The organism is Roseicitreum antarcticum (assembly GCF_014681765.1).
GTDB classification, from domain to species: Bacteria; Pseudomonadota; Alphaproteobacteria; order Rhodobacterales; family Rhodobacteraceae; genus Roseicitreum; species Roseicitreum antarcticum.
Window position 1 is genome coordinate 2749060 of sequence record NZ_CP061498.1, and the last position, 22303, is coordinate 2771362.

Sequence of the window (22303 nt, forward strand, 5' to 3'; positions counted from 1 at the left end):
ACTACAAGGGGCAGTGACTGCGGGGGCAAGTGATGAGGCAGGTCGTCGGCGTAGGGCAGGCGGCGCTGGGACGAGCGACGGCGGCCGCCTTGGGTGAGGGGGCAGCAGCCCCTTGCCAACCGGGCAGCCTGACGTGCGCAGGGCGTGAAAGACAACTTTTGTTGGGCGTATTGGTGCAAACGAAGGTTTGCAGGCGAGCGGCACCCAGACCCCGGGACCAGAGGATTGGCGCCAAGATACTTCCCCAGACGGCCAAGACCAGACGGCCAAGACCAGACGGCCAGGACCGGACAGCCGACACGGGCAGGCCGGTGCCAAAATCGCGCTGCTCAGGTCAGCAGGGTGCCCGGCGGCAGGGGCAGGCCGCGCCGCAGTTCATCCACCTGCATCGGGCGTTTGCCTTCGCGCTGCGCCAGGGTGATTGCCACCGCGCCGGAACCGCAGGCAATGCGCAACGTGCCTGCGCCGTCCCCGTCCAACACCACACCCGGCGCGCCCGCGCCCTGTGCCACCTGCGCGCGCAACAGCTTCAGCCGCCCGCCGGGGCTGTCGCACCATGCACCGGGAAAGGGCGACAGGCCACGGATCTGCCGGTCGACGACTTCGGCGGGCTGGGTCCAATCGATCCGCGCCTCGGCCTTGTCGATCTTGGCGGCATAGGTCACGCCGTCATCGGGCTGGGGCAGGGGTGCCAGGCTGTGCAGCTCTGCCAGCGCCTGCACGATCAGCCCCGCCCCCATCGCCGACAGCCGGTCATGCAGATCGGCGGTGGTGTCGGTGGGCGAAATCGGCGTGGCCTGACGCAGCAGTACCGGGCCGGTATCCAGCCCGGCCTCCATCTGCATGATGCAGATGCCGGTTTCATCATCCCCCGCAAGGATCGCCCGGTGGATCGGCGCCGCCCCGCGCCAGCGCGGCAGTAGCGAGGCATGGATGTTCAGACACCCCAGCCGTGGCGCGTCCAATATCGGCTGTGGCAAGATCAGCCCGTAGGCCACCACCACCGCCACATCGGCGCCCAGTGCCGCGAATGCCGCCTGGTCGTCGGCACTGCGCAGCCGGGCGGGGTGGCGCACCGCCAACCCCAGTTCCCGCGCGCGGGCATGGACCGGGGTGGGGCGGTCACGCTTGCCGCGCCCGGCGGGGCGGGGCGGCTGGCAATAGACCGCCACGATGTCATGCGCGGCATGCACAGCCTCCAGCACCGGGACCGAAAACTCCGGCGTGCCCATGAAGATCACCCGCATCAGCGCCCCCGCAACTTTGCTGCACGTTTCAACAGCATCTGCCGTTTGACCGGGCGCAAGTGGTCGAAATACATCCGCCCGTTCAGATGGTCGATCTGATGCTGTACCGAGGTCGCCCAAAGGCTGACGAAATCCCGTTCCTCTGCCGCGCCTTGATCGTTGAGGAACCGCACCGTCACCGCGCGCGGGCGCTCAACCTGCGCCCAGACGCCGGGCAGGTTGGGGCTGCCTTCATCATGGCTGCGCATCTGCGCGCTGGCGTGCAGGATCTCGGGGTTGGCCATGCGCACCGCTTGGCCCCGCCCTTCGGACGCATCAACCACCGCCAGCCGCAGCATCACGCCGATCTGTGGCGCCGCAAGGCCGACGCCGGGCATCGCCTCCATTGTGTCGATCATGTCAGCCCAATGCGCGCGGATGGCATCGGTAATGCCATCGACCGGCGCAGCAGTCGCCCGCAGCCGTTTGTCGGGGTAGGGGATGCACAGGCGCGCGGTCACGCGCTGCGCGCCCGGTCGCGTTTCAACTTTTGCATCTTGCGGGTAATGATCTGGCGCTTCAGGGGGCCCAGGTAATCAATGAACAGCTTGCCGTTCAGATGGTCCAGTTCGTGCTGCGCGCAGGTCGCCCAGAGGTCCGCGAACTCATCCTCGTGCACCTTTCCATCCAGCCCGGTCCAGCGCATGCCGACACGGGCAGGGCGGGTGACATCGGCAAATTGCTCGGGGATCGACAGGCAGCCTTCCTCGTAGACATTCACGTCATCCGAGGTCCAGAGGATCTCGGGGTTGATCAGCACCATGGGTTTGGGGGCGGCCCCCTCTTCCTTCACGCAATCCATCACGAACAGGCGCTGCATGACGCCCACCTGCGGCGCGGCAAGGCCCACGCCCGGCGCATCATACATGGTGCGCAGCATATCCTCGGCCAGCGCGCCAACCTCTGGCGACACCTCGGCCACCGGGGCGCAGGCCTTTTTCAGGCGGGGATCCGGATGGATCAGGATGGGTCGAATGCTCATGCCCGTGGATTTAAGCGATGCGCGGGGTCAGCGCAATCACCCGCGCGGCAAAGTCGGGGCGTTCTGCGCAATTTCCCCTTGCGACCCGCGCCCTGATCCGCAACCTTGCGTCCCAAGTCAGCAGGAGAGACGCATGAACTTCGACCAGATCATTGACCGCCGTGGTACCCATTCGATGAAATGGGACATGATGCAGGCCCGTTATGGCGTGTCGCCCGACACCGGCGTGTCGATGTGGGTGGCTGATATGGATTTCTACCCGCCGCAGGCCGTGCAAGATGCGGCGCAACGCGCGGTGGATCATGGCGTCTACGGCTATTTCGGCGATGACCGTGCATATCTGGAATCCGTGCAATGGTGGATGCAAACCCGCCATGGCTGGCAGGTCCCGTCCGAGGCGATCTTCACCACCCATGGGCTGGTCAACGCGGTGGGACTGTGCGTGCACACGTATACCGCCCCGGGCGATGGGATTGTGGTGTTCACGCCGGTCTATCACGCCTTTGCCCGCGTCATCTCGGACGCGGGGCGGCGGGTGGTGGAATGCCCGCTGGTCGAGGATGCTGGGCGCTATGCCATGGATTTTGACGCCTATGACGCGATGATGACAGGGTCCGAAAAGATGCTGATCCTGTGCTCGCCGCATAACCCCGGCGGCACCGTCTGGACCGAAGCCGAGTTGCAGGGCATCGCCGATTTCGCCACGCGCCACGACCTGATCGTTGTGTCGGATGAGATCCACCACGATCTGGTGATGCCCGGCCAGCGCCACCACGTCATGGCGCGCGCCGTGCCCGAAGTCGCCGACCGGCTGATCATGCTGACCTCGGCCAGCAAGACCTTCAACATCGCGGGCGCGCATGTCGGCAATGTCATCATCACCGACCCTGCCTTGCGCGCGCGCTTTGCGGCGACGATGGGGGCGATGGGGATTTCGCCCAATTCCTTCGGGCTGCACATGGTCACGGCGGCCTATTCGGCGGACGGGGCAGAATGGGTCGATGCTCTGTGCGCCTATCTGGAGGGCAACCGCGCCGTGTTCGACGCGGGCGTGAATGCCATCCCCGGCCTGCGGTCGATGGATTTGCAGGCGACCTATCTGGCCTGGGTGGATTTTTCCGGCACCGGCATGGCGCAGGACGAATTTACCGCCCGGGTCGAGAAGTCGGCGCAGATCGCCGCGAACCACGGCCCCACCTTTGGCACAGGCGGCGCGGGGCACCTGCGCTTCAACCTTGGTGCGCCGCGTTCGGTGGTCGAGGATGCGGTGGCGCGGCTACAAGCGGCGTTTGCCGATCTGCAATAGGGGGGCTTTGCCCCCCCCCCGGGCGCGCAAGATTCCCGTCAGCCGCCGATCATCTCGGACTGGCGTACGATCACTTCGGCCTGTTTGATCGACGCGATGTCGACCAGCCGGCCCTTGTAGACTGTCGCCCCTTCGCCGCGTGTCGATGCTGCTTCCATCGCGGCCAGAATCTCGCGTGCCTCGGCCACAGCTTCGGCCGAGGGGGTAAAGACCTCATTTGACAGCGCGATCTGTTTGGGGTGGATCGCCCATTTGCCCACCATGCCCAGCGTCGCCGACCGGCGGGCCTGCGCGCGGAACCCTTCATCATCGCTGAAATCGCCGAAGGGACCATCGACCGGCAGCACGCCATGGGTGCGGCAGGCGGCGACAATCGCTGCCTGCGCCCAGTGCCAGGGGTCGGACCAATGCTGCACACCGCCTTGAAGCATGTAGTAGTTTTCCTGTGTGCCACCGATGCCTGTGGTCTGCATCCCCATGCTGGCTGCGAAATCGGCGGCGCCAAGGCTCATGGCTTGCAGGCGCGGGCTGGCAGCGGCGATTTCTTCCACATGGGCGATGCCGGCGGCGGATTCGATGATGACTTCGAACGTGATGGGTTTCTTGCGGCCCTTGGCCCGCTCCACCGCCGTGACCAGCGCATCCACGGCATAGACATCGGCGGCGCAGCCCACTTTCGGGATCATGATCTGGTCCAACCGGTCGCTGGCCTGCTCCAACAGTTCCACCACATCGCGATACCAATATGGCGTGTCCAGCCCGTTGATGCGCACCGACAGATGCTTGGTGTTCCAGTCGACATCATGTGTCGCCTGGATGATATTCGCCCGCGCCGTATCCTTGTCGCCCGGCGCGACCGAGTCTTCCAGATCCAGGTTGATCACATCCGCCGCGCTGATCGCCATCTTTTCGAACAAGGCTGTGCGCGATCCGGGGCCGAACAATTGGCAGCGATTCGGGCGTGCGGGCGGGGTGGGCTGGATGCGAAAGCTCATGGCGGAACCTGCTAGTTATGATATTGCGTTTGGTGCTTCCTGTTTGGTATTATGTTGCGTAACGGCGCGCAAGGCGAAATTCTGCGCTTGCAGTATGCAGTGCCGCAACGCAGCGCCCTCCGCCGGAAAACGGCGGCGATCCCGGGCCGCGTTGCAAGAATACGGCGCATTTATCGGCATTCACCCACTTTTCTTGCATGAAGTGCGCCGGGACGGCTCAACAAACTCAGGACATTCGACGGCAGGTACGGCACACTAGGCCGAAATCAACCCGCGAATGCAGGAGCTGCGCCATGATCAACACCCCCTATCTGCTGTTTCTGGGCGACGCCCCCGATGGTCTGGCCGCCAAGGTCGCGCAGGGCATCAAGGACTGGCGCCCGGAATACGCGCTGGGGCAGTTGCGGCTGGAAGGCTGCAAGGCCGATATGAAATTGCCCGACATGACGCTGGAAGAGGCCCGCGCCGCAGGCGTGCAGACCGTGGTGATCGGCGTGGCCAACCGGGGCGGTATCATCGCGCCCGCGTGGAAAAAGGTCCTGATTTCGGCGCTGGAGGCAGGTTTCGACCTGGCATCCGGCCTGCACAACCTGCTGCGCGACGAACCCGAACTGGTGGCTGCGGCCAAGGCCAACGGCCGCACGCTGCATGATGTGCGTGTGCCGGTGGTGCAATACCCGATCGCCAACGGCGAGAAACGCACGGGCAAGCGCTGTCTGGCCGTCGGCACGGATTGTTCGGTCGGCAAGATGTATACCGCGCTGGCGATGGACGCTGAAATGCGGGAACGCGGCCTGAAATGCAGCTTCCGCGCCACGGGCCAGACCGGCATCTTGATCACCGGCGAAGGCGTGCCGCTGGATGCGGTGATCGCCGATTTCATGGCTGGATCGGTGGAATGGCTGACCCCGGACAACGACGCCGACCATTGGGACCTGATCGAGGGGCAGGGCTCGCTGTTCCACGTTTCCTATTCGGGCGTGACGATGGCGCTGATCCATGGCGGCCAGCCCGATGCACTGATCTTGTGCCATGAGCCGACCCGCGCGCACATGCGCGGCCTGCCGGGCTACAAGCTGCCCTCGTTGGAGGCCGTGCGCGATCTGGCGCTGCAGCTGGCGCAGGTGGCAAACCCGGCGTGTCAGGTGGTCGGCGTTTCCGTCAACACCCAGCACCTGAGCGATGATGACGCCAAAGCCTATTGCGCGGATGTTGAGGCGCGGCTGGGCCTGCCCACGGTTGACCCCTATCGCCACGGTGCCGCGCGTCTGGTCGATGCGCTGGCCGGGATCTGATCGGCAATGATCACGGTTCATCCTGATACGTTCAAACTGGCCGAGGTCTTCACCATCGCCCGTGGATCGCGCACCCATGCGAAGGTGCTGACCGTGCGCATCGCCCGCGATGGCATGACCGGCTGGGGCGAATGCGTGCCCTATGCCCGCTATGATGAGACGTTGGAGTCGGTCACCGCCCAGATCAATGGTCTGCCGGGTGACGTGACGCGCGAAGCGCTGCAGGGCCTTCTGCCCGCCGGGGCCGCGCGCAACGCGGTCGATTGCGCCCTGTGGGACTGGGAGGCAAAGCGCGCGGGTCTCCGCGTCTGGGAACTGGCCGGGCTGCCCGCGCCCGGGCCGGAAATTACCGCCTTCACCCTGTCGCTGGACACGCCCGAAAAGATGCAGGCGGCAGCCCAAAAACACGCCCACCGCCCGCTGCTGAAGATCAAGCTGGGTACGCCCGATGACATGCCAAGGCTGGAGGCCGTGCGCCGTGGCGCGCCCGACACCCGCATCATCATCGACGCGAATGAGGGCTGGACCGCAGAGGTTTACGCCGACCTCGCGCCGCATCTGCTGCGCCTTGGCGTGGCGCTGGTCGAACAACCGCTGCCCGCCGGGGCTGACGACATGCTGGGCGAAATCGCCCGCCCTCTGCCGGTCTGCGCCGACGAATCGTGCCATGATCGGGGCAGTCTGGCCGGTCTGCGCGGCAAGTATGACATGGTGAACATCAAGCTCGACAAGACCGGTGGCCTGACCGAGGCGCTGGCGCTGAAGGCCGAGGCCGAGGCGCAGGGCTACAGCGTGATGGTGGGCTGCATGGTCGGCTCTTCCCTCGCCATGGCGCCCGCTGTTCTGGTCGCGCAGGGTGTGGCAATCACCGATCTTGACGGCCCGCTGCTTCTGGCCCAAGACCGGGAAAACCCGCTGCATTTCGACGCCGCTGGCGTTCATCCCCCTGTCGCCGCCCTTTGGGGCTGAAAGGACCGCATCATGACCCGCACTGTCTATGTGAATGGCAGTTATCTGCCCGAAGATCAGGCCAGCGTTTCGATCTTTGATCGTGGCTTCCTGATGGCCGATGGCGTCTACGAGGTTACCTCTGTGCTGGACGGCAAGCTTATCGATTTTGCCGGGCACGCCCGTCGCCTGCAACGCTCTCTCTCCGAACTCGATATCGAAAACCCGCTGAGCGATGATGAATGGCTGACCATTCACCGCGAGCTGGTGCGGCTGAACGATATCGACCAGGGCATGATCTACCTGCAAGTCACCCGTGGTGCGCCCGGCGACCGGGATTTCGCTTTCCCCGACCCTGCCGTGACCAAACCGACCGTGGTGCTGTTCACGCAGAACAAACCCGGTCTGGCCGACACCCCGATGGCGCAAAAGGGCCTGAAGGTGATTTCGATCGAAGACATCCGCTGGGGCCGCCGCGACATCAAGACGGTTCAGCTGCTTTACCCCTCCATGGGCAAGATGATGGCGAAAAAGGCCGGGGCGGATGACGCATGGATGACCGAGGATGGCTTTGTCACCGAGGGCACGTCGAACAACGCCTATATCGTGAAGGGCGGCCGCATCATCACCCGGCATCTGGGCAATGAGATCTTGCATGGTATCACCCGCGCCGCCGTCCTGAAATTCGCCGCCGAAGCGCAGATGGAGGTGGAGGAACGCAGCTTCACCCTGGCCGAGGCTGCGGATGCGGATGAGGCGTTCATTACCTCCGCCTCCATGTTCGTGATGCCGGTGGTGGAACTGGACGGCGCGGCGATCGGCACGGGCAAGCCGGGGCCGGTGGCAACGCGCCTGCGAGAGATCTACCTGGACGAAAGCCGCAAACAGGCGATCTGAGGCAGGACGATTTAAGGCGGAGCGCGCGTTGGCGCCCCCGCCGCTGACGCTACAGCATTGACGGCACAACCTGATCGGGCGGGCGGTGGCCGTCGGCGAAGGTCTTGATGTTGATGATGACCTTCTCGCCCATCTCGACCCTGCCTTCCAGCGTGGCTGAGCCCATGTGCGGCAACAACACCACATTGGCCAATTCGCGCAGGCGCGGATTGATCTGATGGCCGTGTTCAAACACATCGAGGCCCGCGCCCGCGATCTCTCCGGCGCGCAGGCCGCGGGTCAGGGCATTTTCGTCGATCACCTCCCCGCGTGAGGTGTTGACGATCACCGCGGTCGGTTTCAGCAGCTTCAGCCGCCGGGCGTTCAGCAGGTGGAAGGTTGACGGCGTATGCGGGCAGTTGACTGAAATCACATCCATCCGCGCCACCATCTGGTCAAGGCTTTCCCAATAGGTGGCCTCCAGCCCCTCTTCGATCTCGGGGCGCAGGCGTTTGCGGTTGTGGTAATGGATCTGCATGCCGAAGGCGCGCGCCCGGCGCGCGACCGCCTGACCGATCCGGCCCATGCCCAGGATGCCCAACCGCTTGCCGCCGATCCGCACGCCAAGGTTGGCCATCGGCGACCAGCCCGCCCATTCGCCCGCCTGCATCTGCGCCAGGCCCTGCGGGATCTTGCGCGTGACCGCCAGCATCAGCGCCATGGTCATGTCGGCGGTGTCATCGGTCAGCACGCCGGGCGTGTTTGACACCAGAATGCCGCGCTGCCGGGCGGATGCCACGTCGATATGGTCCACACCTGCGCCGTAATTGGCGATCAGCTTCAGCTTTTCTCCCGCCTGCGCCAGCATCGCCGCGTCGATCTGGTCGGTTACGGTGGGCACCAGCACGTCCGCGCGGCGCATGGCATCTGCCAGTTCCTCGCGCGTCATCCGTGTGTCGGGGTCGCGCAATTCGACGTTGAACAATTCCTTCAGCCGGGTCTCCACCGCGTCGGGCAACCGTCGCGTGACAACAACACTCAGGCGTTCAACTGGCATGGACGGCTCCTATCTGCTTGCAATTGGGTCACACACTGGCAAGGTGGCGCAGAACGGTCGCGTCTACAAGCGCCGCAGGCAATAAATACCAGAGTGCAGGAAAGCAGAATGATGCGGAAATGTCTTTTACGGGGCATCACTGGCCTATGGGTCGGGGTGGCTGCGGTCGCCGTCGGCGCGTCGGGCACCACGGCAACAGAAGCCACCACGGGCGCTGTACCTGAAGGCAAGCGCGGCCCTGTCACCAATCTGCCGCTGCCGCGCTATGTCTCGCTCAAGACATCGGAAGGCAATGCGCGGCGTGGCCCGGACACTGACCACCGCGTGGACTGGGTGTTCACCCGGCGCGACATGCCCCTGCGCGTCACGGCCGAGTTTGAGCACTGGCGCCGGATCGAAGATGCCGAGGGCGCAGGCGGCTGGATGCACTACGCCCTGTTGTCGGGCGTGCGCACGGCGACGATCATGGAAGACATGACACCGCTGCATCAGCGTCCCGAGGCCGCGTCGCTGACACAGGCGTACCTGGAGGTCGGCGTGATTGCGCGCATCCTGTCGTGCGAGGTTGAGTGGTGCGAACTGGGCGTGGATGGCGTGCAGGGCTGGACCTTGAAGGCCAATCTATGGGGGGTAGAGCCCGACGAGGTGCTGGACTGATTACATGCTTTCCAGCCGTTCCTTGGACAATTCGCCTGGAACGATGGTGATGGGGATCGGCAGCGTGCCTGAACTGCGCGACAGTTGCGTGACCAGCGGGCCGGGGCCGCTGTTGTCCACGCCCGCACCAAGCACCAGGATGCCGATGTCGGGGTCGTCCTGAATCTGGGCCAGGATCTCATCCACGGCCTGTCCTTCGCGGATGACCAGCTCCGGTTCGATCCCTTGGCGGTCGCGCATCCATTTGGCGAAAACGGCGAAATGCGCCTCGATCCGCTCGCGCGCTTCCGCACGCATGATGTCGGCAACGCCCATCCAGTGCTGGAACTCTTCCGGTGGAATGATCGACAGCATCTGCACACCTGCGCCGGTCTTTGCCGCACGGATCGCGGCAAAGCGGATTGCGTTCAGGCATTCGCGGCTGTCATCCAGCACGACCATAAATTTCAGCATCACCCTATCCCCCGTGTATGCGCCGCGCGCGACGGCGCAGTTTTGCGCAACGGCCCCCCCGATGGCAAGCCCTTGCTTCCACATCGGGGCGCGTTGGATTATGCGCGGTCGCTCAGGCCGCGAGCCCGCGCCCTTTCAGCAATGCCTCCACCCCCGGCATCCGGCCCCTGAAGGCGGTATAGAGTGCCTCAGCCTCGTCACTGCCGCCGGCCGACAAGATGTGGCGTTGCAGCAGCGCGGCGGTTCCTTGGTCGAACGGATCGCCGGTTTCAAGGAACGCGTCGAAAGCATCGGCATCCATCACCTCGGACCACATATAGCTGTAATAGCCGCTGGAATAGCCGTCGCCGGAAAACACATGCGCGAAATGCGGCGTTGCATGGCGCATACGGATGGCGCGCGGCATGCCCAGATCTTGCAAGATTTCCTCTTGCCGCTGCATGGGGTCTTGCGGCGCGGGGCCTTCATGGAAACCAAGGTCCACCAAGGCTGAGGCGATGTATTCCACCGTGCTGAACCCCTGATCGTAGGTCTGCGCGGCCAGCAGACGGTCCAGCATGTCACGCGGCATCGCCGCGCCGGTTTCGACATGGCGGGCGTGGGTTTCCAGCACTTCGGGTACCTCAAGCCAATGTTCAAACAACTGGCTGGGCAGTTCGACGAAGTCGCGCGCGACCGAGGTGCCGGAAATCAGGCCGTAGGTCACATCCGACAGCATCTGATGCAGCGCATGGCCGAATTCGTGGAACAGCGTGCGCGCATCGTCATAGGCCAGAAGCGCCGGGTCGCCCTTGGCGAAGTTGCAGATGTTCAAGACAATGGGCCGCGTGTCTCCGCCCAGTTTGCGCTGGCTGCGCATCGCCGAACACCACGCGCCCGACCGTTTGGAGGACCGGGCGAAGTAATCACCGATGAAGACCGCCAGATGCTGCCCGTCGCGCGTCACCTCCCACGCCCGGGCGTCGGGGTGGTAAAGTGCGGTGTCCAGCGCGCGGAATTCCAGTCCGAACAACCGCTGCGCGCAATCGAACGCGGCTTCCAGCATGTTGTCGAGCGACAGGTAAGGCTTCAGCGCGGCCTCATCCAGATCATGCTCGGCCTGTCGCCGTTTCTCGGAATAATGGCGCCAGTCCCAGGGTTCCAGCGGGCCGGGGGTGCCATCGGCGTGCAGCATCGCTTCCAGTACATCGGCATCCGCCATGGCGGCGGCGCGGGCTGGTTGCCAGACCTGCATCAGCAGGTCGCGCACAGCGTCCGGCGTGCCGGCCATCTCGGTTTCCAGCTTGTACTGCGCGAAACTATCATAACCCAGCAGCCGGGCACGGGTGGCGCGCAGTGCCAGCACCTCGGCCGCAATGGCGCGGTTGTCAGTCTCGCCACCATTCGCCCCGCGCGATGTCCAGGCATTATAGGCCTTTTCGCGCAGCGCCCGCCGTTTGGAAAACTGCAGGAAGGGCACGATAAGGGAACGGTTCAGCGTGATGACATGGCCCGCCACGTCACGCTCTGCCGCTGCAGCCTTGGCCGCGCGCAACACGAAATCGGGCAGGCCCGCCAGATCCTCCGCGCCCAGTTCCATGAACCAGGCGCGTTCATCGGCCAGCAGATTCTGGGTGAATTGCGTCCCCAGGGTGGCCAGTCTGGATTTCACCTGCGTCAACTCCGTCGCCGCTGCCCCTTCCAACGCCGCGCCCGCGCGCACGAAGGACCGGCGGTACAGCATCAGGACACGCGCCTGTTCATCGTTGAGGCCCAGCGTGTCGCGCGCCTGCCACAGCGTATCGATCCGGTCGAAGAGCGCGCGGTTGTTGGTGATCTCGGACGAATAGGCCGATAGCTTTGGCGCCAGGTCGCGCTGCAACACCTCGCGCGCAGGGGTCGAATCGGCGCCTGCAAGGTTGTAGAACACACCCGCCACGCGGCTCAGCGCGTCATCGGCCAGTTCCAACGCCTCGATCGTGTTGGCGAAGGTGGCGGCTTCGGGGTTCTCCGCGATCACGGCAATAGCCGCGCGGCCCTGTTCCAGCCCGGCCTCGAACGCGGGCGCGAAATCGTTGTCGCGGATCTGGTCAAACGGTGGCAGGTCGAATTCGGTGTGCCATTCGGCCAGAAGCGGGTTGTCGGTATGCGTCATGATGCCCTCGATCCAATGCTTCGACGAACATAAGCTGTTTTGCCGGAAGTACGAGGTCAGGGCGTGACTTTCCGTGGCTTTCCGGCGCAAACTGCCGCCAGAAAAGGACCGGAGGACCACATGAACCGCACCTGTATTCTTATCGGCGCACCCGTGGACAGCGGCCAGCGCCGCCCCGGCTGCCTGATGGGTCCCGCCGCCTACCGCGTGGCCGGGCTGGCCGCAACGCTGCAAGGGCTGGGCTGCACCGTGCAGGACCGCGGCGATGTCGCGCCCGCGCCGGTTGGCGATGTAAGCTGTGACAACGCCGCGGTGCACCATCTGTCGGAAACCATCGGCTGGACCCGCGCGCTGGCAGAGGCTGGGCAGGCCGCGATGGCCGACGGTATGCCCGTCTTCATGGGCGGCGATCACAGCCTGTCGCTGGGGTCGGTCGCGGGGGTTGCGGCCCATGCGGCGGCGGTAGGCCGCCCGCTGTTTGTGCTGTGGCTGGACGCGCATTCGGATTTCCACACGCCGCTGACCACATCCAGCGGCAACCTGCACGGCACGCCAATGGCCTATATCGCCGGGCGCGCGGGCTTCGATGCCTTTCCGCCCTTTCCCGCCACGGTGCCGGAATCGCATATCTGCCTGTTCGGCATCCGCTCGGTCGATCCGGCCGAAGGGGCGGCGCTTTATGATTCCGAAATCACCGTCTGCGACATGCGGGTGCTCGACGAATTCGGGGTCGTCGTGCCGCTCCGGCGCTTTCTGGACCGGGTGCGCGCGGCGGACGGGTTGCTGCATGTCTCGCTCGACGTGGATTTCCTCGACCCTGCCATCGCGCCGGCGGTCGGCACCACGGTGCCCGGCGGCACTACGTTTCGTGAAGCGCATCTGGTGATGGAGCTGTTGCACGATAGCGGGCTTGTCACTTCGCTCGACCTGGTGGAGCTGAACCCGTTTCTGGACGAACGCGCCCGCACCGCGCAGCTTATGGTGGATCTGTGCGCAAGTCTGATGGGGCGCAAAGTGTTTGACCGCCCGACGCGCGGTTTTGTCTGACCCGGCCTTGCCTGCGCGAACCGGCCTGATAGGCTGAGGCCTTTGAGATGGCACATAAGGCGGGCATCATGAAACAAGCGGGCTTCGACATGCGTGGACCCTTGCTGGCGCTGCTGGCATTTGCGATCTTTTCCGGGCATGATGTCGTCGTGAAGTACCTGGGCGGCGGCTATGCGGCGTTCCAGATCGTGTTCTTCAGCGTGCTGCTGGGCCTGCCGCTGGCAATGCTGATGCTGATGCGCGACCAGACCGATGGCACGCTGCTGCCGCGACACCCCTGGTGGACGGCGCTGCGCACCACGGCGGCGGTGGCCACAGGGGTTTGTGTTTTCTTTTCGTTTTCAATGCTGCCGATGACGCAGGTCTATGCGATCCTGTTCGCCGCGCCCTTGCTGATTACCGTGTTGTCGATCCCCATTCTGGGTGAGAAGGTGGGCATCCGGCGTGGTGCTGCGGTCTTGGTGGGGCTGTGCGGCGTGTTGATCGTGCTTCGTCCCGGATCGGGTGACGCGCTGAGCATCGGTCACGCGGCGGCGCTGGTTGGCGCGGTCGGCTCGGCGGTGTCGTCGATCATCGTGCGCAAGATCGGGCAGGATGAGCGCAACGTGGTGCTGCTGCTCTATCCGATGATGGCCAACATGGTGGTGATGGCTTGCGCGCTGCCTTTCGTCTATCAGCCCATGCCGCTGCTGGATTTCGCTGGATTCGCGGCGATTGCCGGGCTGGCCTTCGTCGCCAGCCTGTGTCTCATCGCGGCCTACAAGATGTCCGAAGCGGCGATAATCGCGCCCATGCAGTATTCACAGATCATCTGGGCCGCTATCTTTGGCTTCATCTTTTTTAATGAGACCCCTGACTTGCCGACGATTATCGGCGCGGCGGTCATCATCGGCAGCGGCCTTTACATTCTGTTCCGCGAAGGCAGCGCGAATGTCTCGGAAAACCGCCCCGTGTCGCAGACCAAGGGCCGGGCCGAGACCGGGACCGTCCCGCGCATGAGCGCGATCAGCCAGATCGAGGAAGACCGGGTAGAGGACGCCGAACCGCCGGTACGCTAGGGCTGGGCCCGGCCTTGCGCGTCGGCGTAGTTCTTCGCGTGAAAACATCGCGACATCGGTGGGCGGGGTGATGATCCCGCCAAGCGGTGGCGCTGTGGCATCGCCATGAAAAAGGCCGCGTCCCTTCCGGGCGCGGCCTTCCAATTTCCGTGTCGACTGGCTCAGGCCATTGCGGCTTTCGCCTGGCTGACGATCTGACCGAATGCCTCGGGCTCATGCACGGCCAGGTCGGCCAGAACCTTGCGGTCCACTTCGATGCCGGCCAGCGACAGCGCGTTGATGAAGCGCGAGTAGGTCAGCGCCGGGTCGATTTCACGCACGGCGGCGTTGATGCGCTGGATCCACAGGGCGCGGAAGTTGCGCTTGCGCACTTTCCGATCACGGGTCGCATATTGGTTTGCTTTATCAACCGCTTGCGTCGCTGTGCGGAAGTTGCGCGAGCGTGCGCCATAATAGCCCTTGGCGGCCTTGATGACCTTGCGGTGGCGGGCGTGGGTAACGGTACCTGATTTAACGCGTGACATATTCCGGCCTCCTTAGCGGTCGTAGGGCATATATTTTTTGACGATGCGCGCATCCGGTGCGGACAGGGTGGTGGTGCCCCGTGCGTCGCGGATGAACTTGGTCGTCCGTTTGATCATGCCGTGGCGTTTGCCGGCCTGACCTGCCTTGACCTTGCCAGTCGCAGTCATCGAAAAGCGCTTTTTGGCGCCTGATTTGGTCTTCATCTTGGGCATTTCCGTCTCCTCTGGATCGGTGGGCGGTAAAACGCGCGACTCGGCATGCCACTGTGGCCGGACGCGCGGGCGGTAAAGCGTGGTCTATAGACCGGGCGCGAAGGTGCCGCAAGGGGGTGCGCACCGGGCAAAGCGGCTTTGTGCGGGGGGAGCAGCAGCAGAAGTTGGGGCTTAGCGGAAGAACGTGGCCGCGATGATCCCCAGCGCCAGATCGGGCAGGTCGGCCAGCGCATGCCCACCGTCGGGGTGGAGCAGTTGCACATAGCCGATCAGCCCTGCCGCAAGGATCAGCAGCCCGGCGCCCGTGTACGGCAGCCGCCCGTCGATCCATGCCGCGAGCATGCTGACAAGGGCCAGCGGCAGCAAGAGAAAACCCAATACAAACAACGTGCCACTGGCCATGCAGCCCCCGGGGTCCGGCACCCGCCTCAGCCCATGTGGAAGGCGCGGCAGGAGTGATATGAAATGCCGCCGCCCCCTTGGGGACGGCGGCACGATAGATGTCAGTATAGCGTGCAGACGCGCCGTTCGTATACGGGGCAACCACCGGTGTGGACGGGGTTATTCCGGTTCGGTCTGCTTGATCAGGTATTCGGCGCAGGGCGCGACGCGCAGGATGTTGGTGGTGCCGGGCTGGTTGAACGGCACCCCTGCGGTCACCACGATCATGTCGGTTTCCACGGCGAAACCGTATTTCAGCGCGGCGCGTACGGCGTGGATCACGGCGGATTTGAAGCGGTCGACTTCGGACACCATCACGCAATGTGTGCCCCATGTCAGACACAGGCGGCGCGCGGCGGATTCGATGTTGGTCAGCGCGATGATCGGCACGTGCGGGCGTTCGCGCGCGACAAGGCTGGCGGTCGTACCGCGCTGCGTGAAGCAACAAATCGCAACGACATCAGTCGTTTCCGCGATTTCGCGCGCCGCCGACACGATGCCGTCAGCGATGGACGTGTGCTTGATGCGGCGCGAGGAGTCGATGACTTCCTTGTAGGTCGGGTCGCTTTCAACCTCGATCGCGACGTTGTTCATCGTGGTCACGGCTTCGATGGGGAATTGGCCCGCAGCGGATTCAGCCGACAGCATGATGGCATCGGCGCCTTCATAGATGGCGGTGGCGACATCTGAGACCTCTGCCCGCGTGGGGACGGGGCTTTCTATCATGGATTCAAGCATTTGCGTGGCCACGATCACAGGTTTCGCGGCGGCGCGGGTGCGGCGGATCAGGCGCTTCTGGATCGGGGGCACGTTCTGGACGGGCAGTTCCACGCCCAGATCGCCGCGCGCGACCATGATTCCGTCGGACACGGCCAGGATTTCATCAAAGGCTTTGACGGCGGCGGGCTTTTCGATTTTCGACAAGATCGCGGCGCGGCCCTTGGCAAGGTCGCGCGCTTCGGTCACGTCGCTGGCGCGCTGCACGAAGGACAGGGCCAGCCAGTCCACGCCCAGCTCGCAGGCGAATTCCAGATCGCTGCGGTCTTTTTCGGAAAGGGCTGCAACGGGCAGCACCACGTCGGGGACGTTCACGCCCTTGCGGTTGGAAATGATGCCGCCGACCATCACGGTGCAATCGGCGAAATCGGCGCCGCATGTGTCAACGCGCAGGCGGATTTTTCCGTCATTTATCAACAGGCTGGCGCCAGGTTCCAGGGCTGCGAAGATCTCGGGGTGGGGCAGGCGCACGCGGGTTTTGTCGCCCTCGGTGTCATCGAGATCGAGGCGGAAGGGCTGCCCCACGACAAGCTCTTCCTCGCCATTGGCGAAGGTGGCGCAGCGCAGTTTCGGACCCTGAAGATCGGCCAGGATGGCGATGGGGCGGCCCAGATCAGCCTCGACCTGGCGGATGATGGTGTGGCGGGCGCGGATGTCGTCCTGCGTGCCATGGCTCATGTTCAGGCGAAACACATCGGCACCGGCTTCAAACAGCGCGCGGATCATCGCGTAGTCGTTTGAGGCCGGGCCGAGGGTTGCCACGATTTTAACTTTGCGAAGACGTCTCATGCCGCTATCCCTTTGAATTTCGGTGCTAATATAGACCATACACCTGAGAGTGAGAAGGCTGTGTGAAAACACGCCCCTGTTAGCGCCAACACATACCCGGATTTGGCAAAACTACAAGTCCGTTGCCCCTTGACCGGGCGGATTTGCAGCGGCACGGTGCCGATCTGCAAAGCCCGCAGACAGGAGGCGCGCCCATGGATGACATAACCCGAACCAATGTGGAAGCTGCGGCGTTCCGGCGTTTATTGCAGCATTTACAAGAGCGTACTGATGTCCAGAACATCGACATGATGAACCTGACGGGGTTTTGCCGCAATTGCCTGTCGCGCTGGTACGCCGAGGCTGCGGGCGCGCACGGTGTCGAGATGTCAAAGGATGATGCGCGGGAGGCGGTTTACGGGATGCCCTTTGAAGTGTTCAAGGCGCGCTATCAGACCGAGGCATCGGGCGATCAGAAGGCGGCATTTGATGTCGCGTTCCGCGAAAATGTCGCCGATCGCGCCAAGGACGGCGAATCATAGGTTAACGCGCTGATTTCCCCCGATTTCCCGAGTCTGGAAACGGTATGGAAACAGTATGGGTTTGGTATGGGTCGGATAAGGCCCGTCGCGTGGTTAACGTAGCGTGCGCCGGTTCAGCGGATCATGCGCAAAAAGGGGGCAGGCACTGGCGCCCCCCCCCTTGTGTCCCCCGCCTGTGCGGTCAGCCTTGTTCCGGCACCAGAACCCGTGCGGCATCTTTGACGGCCGCCAGAAAACGCTCGGCATCCAGCGCGGCCATGCAGCCCATGCCCGCCGAGGTCACGGCCTGACGGTACACATGGTCGGTCAGGTCGCCCGCAGCGAAAACGCCGGGGACCGAGGTTTCGGTGGTGCCCGGTTTCACCTGCACATAGCCGCCGTTGTGCAGGTCCAACTGGCCTGCCACCAGTTCGGAGGCCGGCGCATGGCCGATGGCGACGAAAAAGCCGGTGCAGTCGATATCCGTGATCTCGCCGGTGTCGACATGCCGGGCGCGCACGCCGGTCACGCCAAGCGGGGTGTCGGTGCCCAACACTTCGTCGACGCTGTGATTCCAAAGCACTTCGACCTTTGGGTGTTTGAACAGGCGGTCTTGCATGATCTTTTCGGCGCGCAGGCTGTCGCGGCGGTGGACCAGCGTGACCTTGCTGGCGAAGTTGGTGAGGAAAAGCGCCTCTTCGACTGCGGTATTGCCGCCGCCGATCACCACGATTTCCTGCCCGCGATAGAAGAAGCCGTCGCAGGTGGCGCAGGCTGAGACGCCAAAGCCCTTGAACTTCTCTTCCGAGGGCAGGCCCAGCCATTTTGCCTGTGCGCCGGTCGCCAGGATCAGCGCATCGGCGGTATAGGTGGTGCCGCTGTCGCCGATGGCGGTAAAGGGCCGCTTCGACAGGTCGAGCGCGGTGATGTGATCGGTAATCACCTCGGCCCCCATGCTTTGCGCGTGGGATTCCATGCGCACCATCAGATCAGGGCCCATGACAGAGGTGTCGCCGGGCCAGTTTTCCACATCGGTGGTGGTGGTCAGTTGCCCGCCGGGCTGGATGCCCTGTACCAAAATGGGCTCCAGCATTGCACGCGCGCCATAGACTGCTGCCGTGTAGCCGGCAGGCCCCGAGCCGATGATCAAAAGCGCGGTGTGGCGGGAATTCGTCATGTGATCTGTCCTTCGTTTCGGCGGCGGCGCGGCGCAGTTGGCGCCCGTGACTCGTGGGGGTTGGACGTGCCCGCGCAACCCTTACGGGATAACCGCTTGCCTGAAAGGCGTTCAATTCGCAAGCCACATAAAATTGTTGCGCGTTTGCGTAATATTGTTGCGCGGCGTGGGGCAAGGACATACATATCCGCAAACCAAAACAGGAGTTTTCACGATGTCGGCGTCAAAGCTGGATCCGATCGACCGGATGATTCTGGCCGAGTTGCAGGCAGATGGTCGTATGACCAACGTGGAGCTGGCCCGCCGGGTGGGGATTTCTGCCCCGCCGTGTCTGCGCCGGGTGCGCACGCTGGAAGAGGCTGGGTTCATCAAGGGATATCACGCTGATGTGAACGTCCGCGAATTGGGGTTCGAGGTGCAGGTCTTTGCCATGGTCGGGCTGCACAGCCAGGCCGAGGCTGATCTGTCGGCATTCGAGGCGCGCTGCCGCGCCTGGCCGCTGGTGCGCGAGTGCCACATGCTGAACGGTGAGATTGATTTCATCCTGAAATGCGTGGCGCCCGATCTGTCGGGGTTCCAGCGGTTTCTGACCGAACAACTGCTGTCGGCACCGAATGTGGCGAGTGTGAAGACCTCGCTGGTGATCCGCTGTGCCAAGAGCGAGCCCGGCGTGCCGTTCGATGTGCTGGAGGCCCGGCAGGCGCAGATTTCCTGAGGGCTGAGGGTTTCAAGGCTTTAGGGTTGAGTGCTGAGGGTTGAGTGCTTTGGCGCTGCCATGGCTTGGCCGGGCGCCTTTGAACGCCCGGCGGGGTGGCTTGCAGCGCAGCGCCTGACCCTGGACCATATTCCGGGTTTTAGCGCGCGCGCAAAGCACAGGTGCCTTGGTCCAAGGCCGGAAGATCCGTAAAGACCGTGCTTTTCCCCGCCCTGCTACAGACGGATGGTCGAGATCAGGCGCCCGTAATCGGCCTGTCCTTCGTGGACCGAGCGGCGGTAGGAATAGAAGGAATCGGCGTCCGAATAGGTGCAATGGCGTGTCCATTCGGCATGCCCGACCCCGGCACTGCGCAGGCGGTACAGACCAAAGCCCGGCAGATCGAATTGGTAGCGATCGCCGATGCCCTGCGCGAAGAACCGGGAGAGGCCGGGATCCTCGGCGAGGAAAGTCTCCATGAACTCGGGCCCGACTTCGTAGGCAAGCTGGCTGATGCAGGGCCCGATGACGGCGGTGGTGTCGGCGCGGCGGGCGCCCAGGCGTTCCATCGCGTCCAGCGTCGCTTCCAGCACGCCATCGAGCGCCCCGCGCCAGCCCGCATGGGCCGCGCCGATCACGCCGGCGGTTGTGTCGGCAAAGAGCACGGGCTGACAATCGGCGGACAGCACCGACAGCGCGAGGCCCGGCGTGGCGGTGACCAGCGCATCCGCCCGGGGCCGCGCCGCGCCGATGGTCGCTGATGCGCCGTTTGCGGGGGGCTCAGGGGGCAGCAGGCGTGGTGACGTGGCGGGGCCGCTGACGGTGACGACATCGGCGGAATGTACCTGATGCACCGAGACCAGCGCGGGGAGGGCCAGGTGCATCGCCTCGGCCACCCGGGCGCGGTTGATGCGCACCACGTCGGATTGATCGCTGGAACCCGCGCCGCAGTTCAGGCCTGCGAAGATCCCTGACGACGCCCCGCCGCGCCGGGTGAAGAAGCCGTGGCGCAGGGGCGCGAGGGCATCGGCGGTCAGGATCAGGAGCGTCATGGGGCAAATCCCGGCGGCTGGGGGGCTGAGCGCGGATAGAGCGCGATTGCTTTGAACAGAGTTCCCATTTCTGCGGGGTGGGTCAAGCGGCGATGTGCGCGGATATGGCTGTCGAGCGCGGCACCGGTCAGGGGCTGGGCCAGCGCGCGGGCGCGGGCGGTGATGCCCAGTCGTTCGAGCAACATGCCCTGCGGAGTGACGGGGGTGACGCTGACCCCGGGGCGGGTTGGCGGCGCGTCTGCGGCGGATTGTGTCGGGGTGCGTGTGGCGCGTGGTCCAGAAGTGCTTGAGGCGGCCGGTTCCGTGGTGGCTGCGGCCGGTGGGGTTGGCGCGCCGCGGGGATGAGGCGCGGGGGGCTGGGCGCCGCTGTGCGGCGCCGCGCCTGCGGCGGGCGGGGGGCGCTTAGCGGCGGTGTCTTGCTGGGTATCTTTGTCGGGGGCGGCTTTGGTTGGGGCGGGCGCGGTTGCCGCGCGGCGGATCGCGTCGAAATCCACATGCGCGGTCAGATCTGCCTGGCCGGGATGGGCGAGCGGGTCGTCGGCGGCGTGGTGGCGCAGGGCCTGAAGGGTGTCGCCCAGGCTGACCTCATCGCCATAATCCACGATCAGCGCGACGCCGCCGTGGCGTGCGATGCGGTCGGCGATGGCGGAAACGATCCCGGGCAGGGCGGGGCAGATCTCGACCAGATCGCCGGGGCGGGTGTTTTGCAAGCGGTGTGCCAGCCCGGCGCGCGGGGCGGCGGGTGTCAGACCGAAGCAGAGCGCGGGCGGGGATGTGGAAACAGTCGCGTCGGGCGCTGCCGGTTCGGGTGTTGCTGCGGGATCGGGCATCGCGTGCTGTGCTGCGGACGTCGGGGGGGCCGGTGTCGTGTGCTGCGGTGCTGTTGTGCCAGTGGATGCGGGGGCGGATGCGGGTGCGGGGGCTTCGTCCTGCGGGCGCAGGCCTATGACGCGTTCGTGCCACAGGTCGGGCGGCAGATTGGCCCCGCCACGTCCTATCCCATTGTCGGGGATACCTTCGGGGGCAGCCTGCGCGCCATCGGCCTTGGTGGCATATGGCGTGGCGGCGGTGGCATACCGCGTGGCGGCGCCGTGGCTGTCATCCTTTCCGGCGCGGATGAATTGCCGGACCGGCAGGGCATCGAAGAACTCATTCGCGATCAGGAACAGGGGCGCATCGGGCAGGGTGTCGATGGTGTCGTGCCAGACCGGCGTGGCGCAGGTGGTGGAGAACGGTGCCAGGGTTTGCGCCTGAAGCGCGCGCAGGGGGGGCGATGCCTCGACCAGGTGCAGCCGGGCGCCTGCGTGGAAGCCCGGCACCCGGGCCGTGGCGCGCAGGATGTCGGCCATCAGCGTGCCGCGCCCCGGCCCGGGTTCCGCCAGGGTGAAGGGGGCAGGGGCACCCTGATCGAGCCAGCTTTGCGCCAGCGCAAGGCCCAGAACCTCTCCGTACATCTGGCTGATTTCCGGCGCAGTGGTGAAATCGCCCGCCTGCCCGAAGGGATCGCGGGTCGAGTAATAGCCGTGCTGCGGGTGCAGGAGACATTCGGCCATATACTCGGCGACGCTGATCGGCCCGGTCGCGCGGATGCGCCGGACCAAGATGTCGGCCAGCGGCGTAGGGATTTCAGGGGAACGCGGCGGGGCCGATGCGGCGTTGGGGTGGTTGGGGGCGCGCGTATCTTGGACCGCAGCGGGCTGGCGGCCCTGCGGGCCTTTGGGATTGGTGGGGTCTGATGGCGTCACGGTTGGCGGGCCTTCTTCGGACGGGGCGTCTGGGTAAAGGGTCGTCTGGTGTGGCGAGGGGTCAGGGGTAGCGGACCCTTGGGGCGGAGGCAAGGCACAGGGCAGTGAGGGGGCGGGGACGTTGTGGGCGCGGGTGCTGCGATGCTGCGGGGGGGGTGATGTCCGTGCGTTGCGTGAGGGGTGCTGGGTATTGGGGGATTGCAGCCTTCGGCGCGGCGGGGCGGTCAGGGTCTTTGATCTTTGTGGTGGGGGCGGGGTGTTGGTTGCTTAGCGAGGGAGGGGGGGTTGTTTTCCGGG

Annotated in this window: 23 protein-coding genes; 9 read left to right on the forward strand and 14 right to left on the reverse strand. The window is 64.9% G+C overall.

What is annotated here, in order from left to right; translation table 11 throughout:
* Nucleotides 1-329 precede the first annotated feature (329 nt).
* From fmt to def (H9529_RS13130), 3 genes are read right to left on the reverse strand one after another with little or no spacing between them, the layout of a single operon-like run.
* On the reverse strand, nt 330-1247 hold the full coding sequence (gene fmt, locus H9529_RS13120; RefSeq protein WP_092884954.1) for a methionyl-tRNA formyltransferase: 918 nt from the start codon (nt 1245-1247) through the stop codon (nt 330-332).
* Nucleotides 1247-1747, reverse strand: coding sequence for a peptide deformylase (gene def, locus H9529_RS13125; protein WP_092884956.1), 501 nt, complete (start codon nt 1745-1747; stop codon nt 1247-1249). Before def (H9529_RS13125) ends, fmt begins: the two co-directional genes overlap by 1 nt.
* Nucleotides 1744-2268 (reverse strand): peptide deformylase, encoded by a 525-nt coding sequence (gene def / locus H9529_RS13130; protein ID WP_092884958.1) that lies wholly within the window; start codon nt 2266-2268, stop codon nt 1744-1746. The genes def (H9529_RS13125) and def (H9529_RS13130) overlap by 4 nt, the downstream gene beginning before the upstream one ends.
* A 133-nt stretch (nt 2269-2401) precedes the next feature.
* On the opposite strand from def (H9529_RS13130), the gene H9529_RS13135 reads away from it, so the two are divergent.
* Nucleotides 2402-3574, forward strand: coding sequence for a MalY/PatB family protein (locus H9529_RS13135; protein ID WP_092884960.1), 1173 nt, complete (start codon nt 2402-2404; stop codon nt 3572-3574).
* 38 nt (nt 3575-3612) lie between these two features.
* Here the strand turns inward: H9529_RS13135 and H9529_RS13140 are convergent, their stop codons facing one another.
* A complete protein-coding gene (locus tag H9529_RS13140) occupies nt 3613-4569 on the reverse strand; it encodes an L-malyl-CoA/beta-methylmalyl-CoA lyase (protein WP_092884962.1) in 957 nt (318 codons plus the stop codon).
* A gap of 293 nt (nt 4570-4862) precedes the next feature.
* On the opposite strand from H9529_RS13140, the gene dgcN reads away from it, so the two are divergent.
* From dgcN to H9529_RS13155, 3 genes are read left to right on the forward strand one after another with little or no spacing between them, the layout of a single operon-like run.
* A complete protein-coding gene (dgcN, locus tag H9529_RS13145) occupies nt 4863-5864 on the forward strand; it encodes an N-acetyltransferase DgcN (protein WP_092884964.1) in 1002 nt (333 codons plus the stop codon).
* Nucleotides 5865-5870: 6 nt separating this feature from the next.
* Nucleotides 5871-6833, forward strand: coding sequence for an N-acetyl-D-Glu racemase DgcA (dgcA, locus tag H9529_RS13150; RefSeq protein WP_092884966.1), 963 nt, complete (start codon nt 5871-5873; stop codon nt 6831-6833).
* A gap of 12 nt (nt 6834-6845) precedes the next feature.
* Nucleotides 6846-7709, forward strand: coding sequence for a D-amino-acid transaminase (locus H9529_RS13155; protein ID WP_176846811.1), 864 nt, complete (start codon nt 6846-6848; stop codon nt 7707-7709).
* A gap of 49 nt (nt 7710-7758) precedes the next feature.
* Here H9529_RS13155 and H9529_RS13160 read toward each other — a convergent pair whose 3' ends face one another.
* Nucleotides 7759-8745, reverse strand: a complete 987-nt coding sequence (locus H9529_RS13160; protein WP_092884970.1) for a 2-hydroxyacid dehydrogenase — start codon at nt 8743-8745, stop codon at nt 7759-7761.
* Nucleotides 8746-8853: 108 nt separating this feature from the next.
* Here H9529_RS13160 and H9529_RS13165 point away from each other — a divergent pair, with 108 nt between their 5' ends.
* Nucleotides 8854-9402, forward strand: a complete 549-nt coding sequence (locus H9529_RS13165) for an SH3 domain-containing protein (protein ID WP_092884972.1) — start codon at nt 8854-8856, stop codon at nt 9400-9402.
* Here H9529_RS13165 and H9529_RS13170 read toward each other — a convergent pair whose 3' ends face one another.
* Entirely contained in the window at nt 9403-9855 is a 453-nt protein-coding gene (locus tag H9529_RS13170; RefSeq protein ID WP_092885386.1) for a universal stress protein, read from the reverse strand.
* Nucleotides 9856-9967: 112 nt separating this feature from the next.
* Entirely contained in the window at nt 9968-11989 is a 2022-nt protein-coding gene (locus H9529_RS13175) for a M3 family metallopeptidase (RefSeq protein WP_092884974.1), read from the reverse strand.
* Nucleotides 11990-12109: 120 nt separating this feature from the next.
* On the opposite strand from H9529_RS13175, the gene rocF reads away from it, so the two are divergent.
* On the forward strand, nt 12110-13036 hold the full coding sequence (rocF, locus tag H9529_RS13180; protein ID WP_092884976.1) for an arginase: 927 nt from the start codon (nt 12110-12112) through the stop codon (nt 13034-13036).
* Between the two features lie 68 nt (nt 13037-13104).
* Nucleotides 13105-14094 carry a DMT family transporter gene (locus tag H9529_RS13185; RefSeq protein ID WP_092885388.1) on the forward strand — a complete coding sequence of 330 codons (990 nt, stop codon included), beginning with the start codon at nt 13105-13107 and terminating at the stop codon, nt 14092-14094.
* A gap of 161 nt (nt 14095-14255) precedes the next feature.
* On the opposite strand, the gene rplT is transcribed toward H9529_RS13185, so the two are convergent.
* The 4 genes from rplT to pyk form a co-directional block, all read right to left on the reverse strand.
* Nucleotides 14256-14618 (reverse strand): 50S ribosomal protein L20, encoded by a 363-nt coding sequence (gene rplT, locus H9529_RS13190; protein WP_092884978.1) that lies wholly within the window; start codon nt 14616-14618, stop codon nt 14256-14258.
* Between the two features lie 12 nt (nt 14619-14630).
* Nucleotides 14631-14831 (reverse strand): 50S ribosomal protein L35, encoded by a 201-nt coding sequence (gene rpmI / locus H9529_RS13195; protein ID WP_092884980.1) that lies wholly within the window; start codon nt 14829-14831, stop codon nt 14631-14633.
* Between the two features lie 171 nt (nt 14832-15002).
* Nucleotides 15003-15233 carry a hypothetical protein gene (locus H9529_RS13200; protein WP_092884982.1) on the reverse strand — a complete coding sequence of 77 codons (231 nt, stop codon included), beginning with the start codon at nt 15231-15233 and terminating at the stop codon, nt 15003-15005.
* Nucleotides 15234-15392: 159 nt separating this feature from the next.
* Complete coding sequence (gene pyk, locus H9529_RS13205; RefSeq protein ID WP_092884984.1) at nt 15393-16838, reverse strand: pyruvate kinase; 1446 nt, start codon at nt 16836-16838, stop codon at nt 15393-15395.
* Nucleotides 16839-17032: 194 nt separating this feature from the next.
* Here pyk and H9529_RS13210 point away from each other — a divergent pair, with 194 nt between their 5' ends.
* Nucleotides 17033-17359 (forward strand): DUF1244 domain-containing protein, encoded by a 327-nt coding sequence (locus tag H9529_RS13210; protein WP_092884986.1) that lies wholly within the window; start codon nt 17033-17035, stop codon nt 17357-17359.
* A 181-nt stretch (nt 17360-17540) separates the two neighbouring features.
* On the opposite strand, the gene trxB is transcribed toward H9529_RS13210, so the two are convergent.
* The gene (trxB, locus tag H9529_RS13215; RefSeq protein ID WP_092884988.1) at nt 17541-18515 is read right to left on the reverse strand and encodes a thioredoxin-disulfide reductase; all 975 of its coding nucleotides are present in this window, start codon (nt 18513-18515) and stop codon (nt 17541-17543) included.
* Between the two features lie 214 nt (nt 18516-18729).
* On the opposite strand from trxB, the gene H9529_RS13220 reads away from it, so the two are divergent.
* Nucleotides 18730-19230, forward strand: coding sequence for an Lrp/AsnC family transcriptional regulator (locus tag H9529_RS13220; protein ID WP_092884990.1), 501 nt, complete (start codon nt 18730-18732; stop codon nt 19228-19230).
* Between the two features lie 215 nt (nt 19231-19445).
* On the opposite strand, the gene pgeF is transcribed toward H9529_RS13220, so the two are convergent.
* Both pgeF and H9529_RS13230 read right to left on the reverse strand, forming a co-directional pair.
* Nucleotides 19446-20261 carry a peptidoglycan editing factor PgeF gene (gene pgeF, locus H9529_RS13225; RefSeq protein ID WP_092884992.1) on the reverse strand — a complete coding sequence of 272 codons (816 nt, stop codon included), beginning with the start codon at nt 20259-20261 and terminating at the stop codon, nt 19446-19448.
* Nucleotides 20258-21886 carry an SAM-dependent methyltransferase gene (locus H9529_RS13230; RefSeq protein ID WP_439822940.1) on the reverse strand — a complete coding sequence of 543 codons (1629 nt, stop codon included), beginning with the start codon at nt 21884-21886 and terminating at the stop codon, nt 20258-20260. The genes pgeF and H9529_RS13230 overlap by 4 nt, the downstream gene beginning before the upstream one ends.
* Between the last annotated feature and the right edge of the window lie 417 nt (nt 21887-22303).

Excerpts from the sequence above, each read along its gene's own strand:
- H9529_RS13155 (WP_176846811.1), top strand. The coding sequence starts at position 6,846 with ATGACCCGCACTGTCTATGTGAATGGCAGTTATCTGCCCGAAGATCAG.
- H9529_RS13200 (WP_092884982.1), bottom strand. The coding sequence starts at position 15,233 with ATGGCCAGTGGCACGTTGTTTGTATTGGGTTTTCTCTTGCTGCCGCTG.
- rocF (WP_092884976.1), top strand. The coding sequence starts at position 12,110 with ATGAACCGCACCTGTATTCTTATCGGCGCACCCGTGGACAGCGGCCAG.
- H9529_RS13220 (WP_092884990.1), top strand. The coding sequence starts at position 18,730 with ATGTCGGCGTCAAAGCTGGATCCGATCGACCGGATGATTCTGGCCGAG.
- trxB (WP_092884988.1), bottom strand. The coding sequence starts at position 18,515 with ATGACGAATTCCCGCCACACCGCGCTTTTGATCATCGGCTCGGGGCCT.
- H9529_RS13135 (WP_092884960.1), top strand. The coding sequence starts at position 2,402 with ATGAACTTCGACCAGATCATTGACCGCCGTGGTACCCATTCGATGAAA.
- H9529_RS13210 (WP_092884986.1), top strand. The coding sequence starts at position 17,033 with ATGGATGACATAACCCGAACCAATGTGGAAGCTGCGGCGTTCCGGCGT.
- H9529_RS13160 (WP_092884970.1), bottom strand. The coding sequence starts at position 8,745 with ATGCCAGTTGAACGCCTGAGTGTTGTTGTCACGCGACGGTTGCCCGAC.
- pyk (WP_092884984.1), bottom strand. The coding sequence starts at position 16,838 with ATGAGACGTCTTCGCAAAGTTAAAATCGTGGCAACCCTCGGCCCGGCC.
- H9529_RS13165 (WP_092884972.1), top strand. The coding sequence starts at position 8,854 with ATGATGCGGAAATGTCTTTTACGGGGCATCACTGGCCTATGGGTCGGG.
- rpmI (WP_092884980.1), bottom strand. The coding sequence starts at position 14,831 with ATGCCCAAGATGAAGACCAAATCAGGCGCCAAAAAGCGCTTTTCGATG.
- rplT (WP_092884978.1), bottom strand. The coding sequence starts at position 14,618 with ATGTCACGCGTTAAATCAGGTACCGTTACCCACGCCCGCCACCGCAAG.
- pgeF (WP_092884992.1), bottom strand. The coding sequence starts at position 20,261 with ATGACGCTCCTGATCCTGACCGCCGATGCCCTCGCGCCCCTGCGCCAC.
- H9529_RS13185 (WP_092885388.1), top strand. The coding sequence starts at position 13,105 with ATGAAACAAGCGGGCTTCGACATGCGTGGACCCTTGCTGGCGCTGCTG.
- dgcN (WP_092884964.1), top strand. The coding sequence starts at position 4,863 with ATGATCAACACCCCCTATCTGCTGTTTCTGGGCGACGCCCCCGATGGT.
- H9529_RS13170 (WP_092885386.1), bottom strand. The coding sequence starts at position 9,855 with ATGCTGAAATTTATGGTCGTGCTGGATGACAGCCGCGAATGCCTGAAC.
- H9529_RS13140 (WP_092884962.1), bottom strand. The coding sequence starts at position 4,569 with ATGAGCTTTCGCATCCAGCCCACCCCGCCCGCACGCCCGAATCGCTGC.
- def (WP_092884958.1), bottom strand. The coding sequence starts at position 2,268 with ATGAGCATTCGACCCATCCTGATCCATCCGGATCCCCGCCTGAAAAAG.
- fmt (WP_092884954.1), bottom strand. The coding sequence starts at position 1,247 with ATGCGGGTGATCTTCATGGGCACGCCGGAGTTTTCGGTCCCGGTGCTG.
- H9529_RS13175 (WP_092884974.1), bottom strand. The coding sequence starts at position 11,989 with ATGACGCATACCGACAACCCGCTTCTGGCCGAATGGCACACCGAATTC.
- dgcA (WP_092884966.1), top strand. The coding sequence starts at position 5,871 with ATGATCACGGTTCATCCTGATACGTTCAAACTGGCCGAGGTCTTCACC.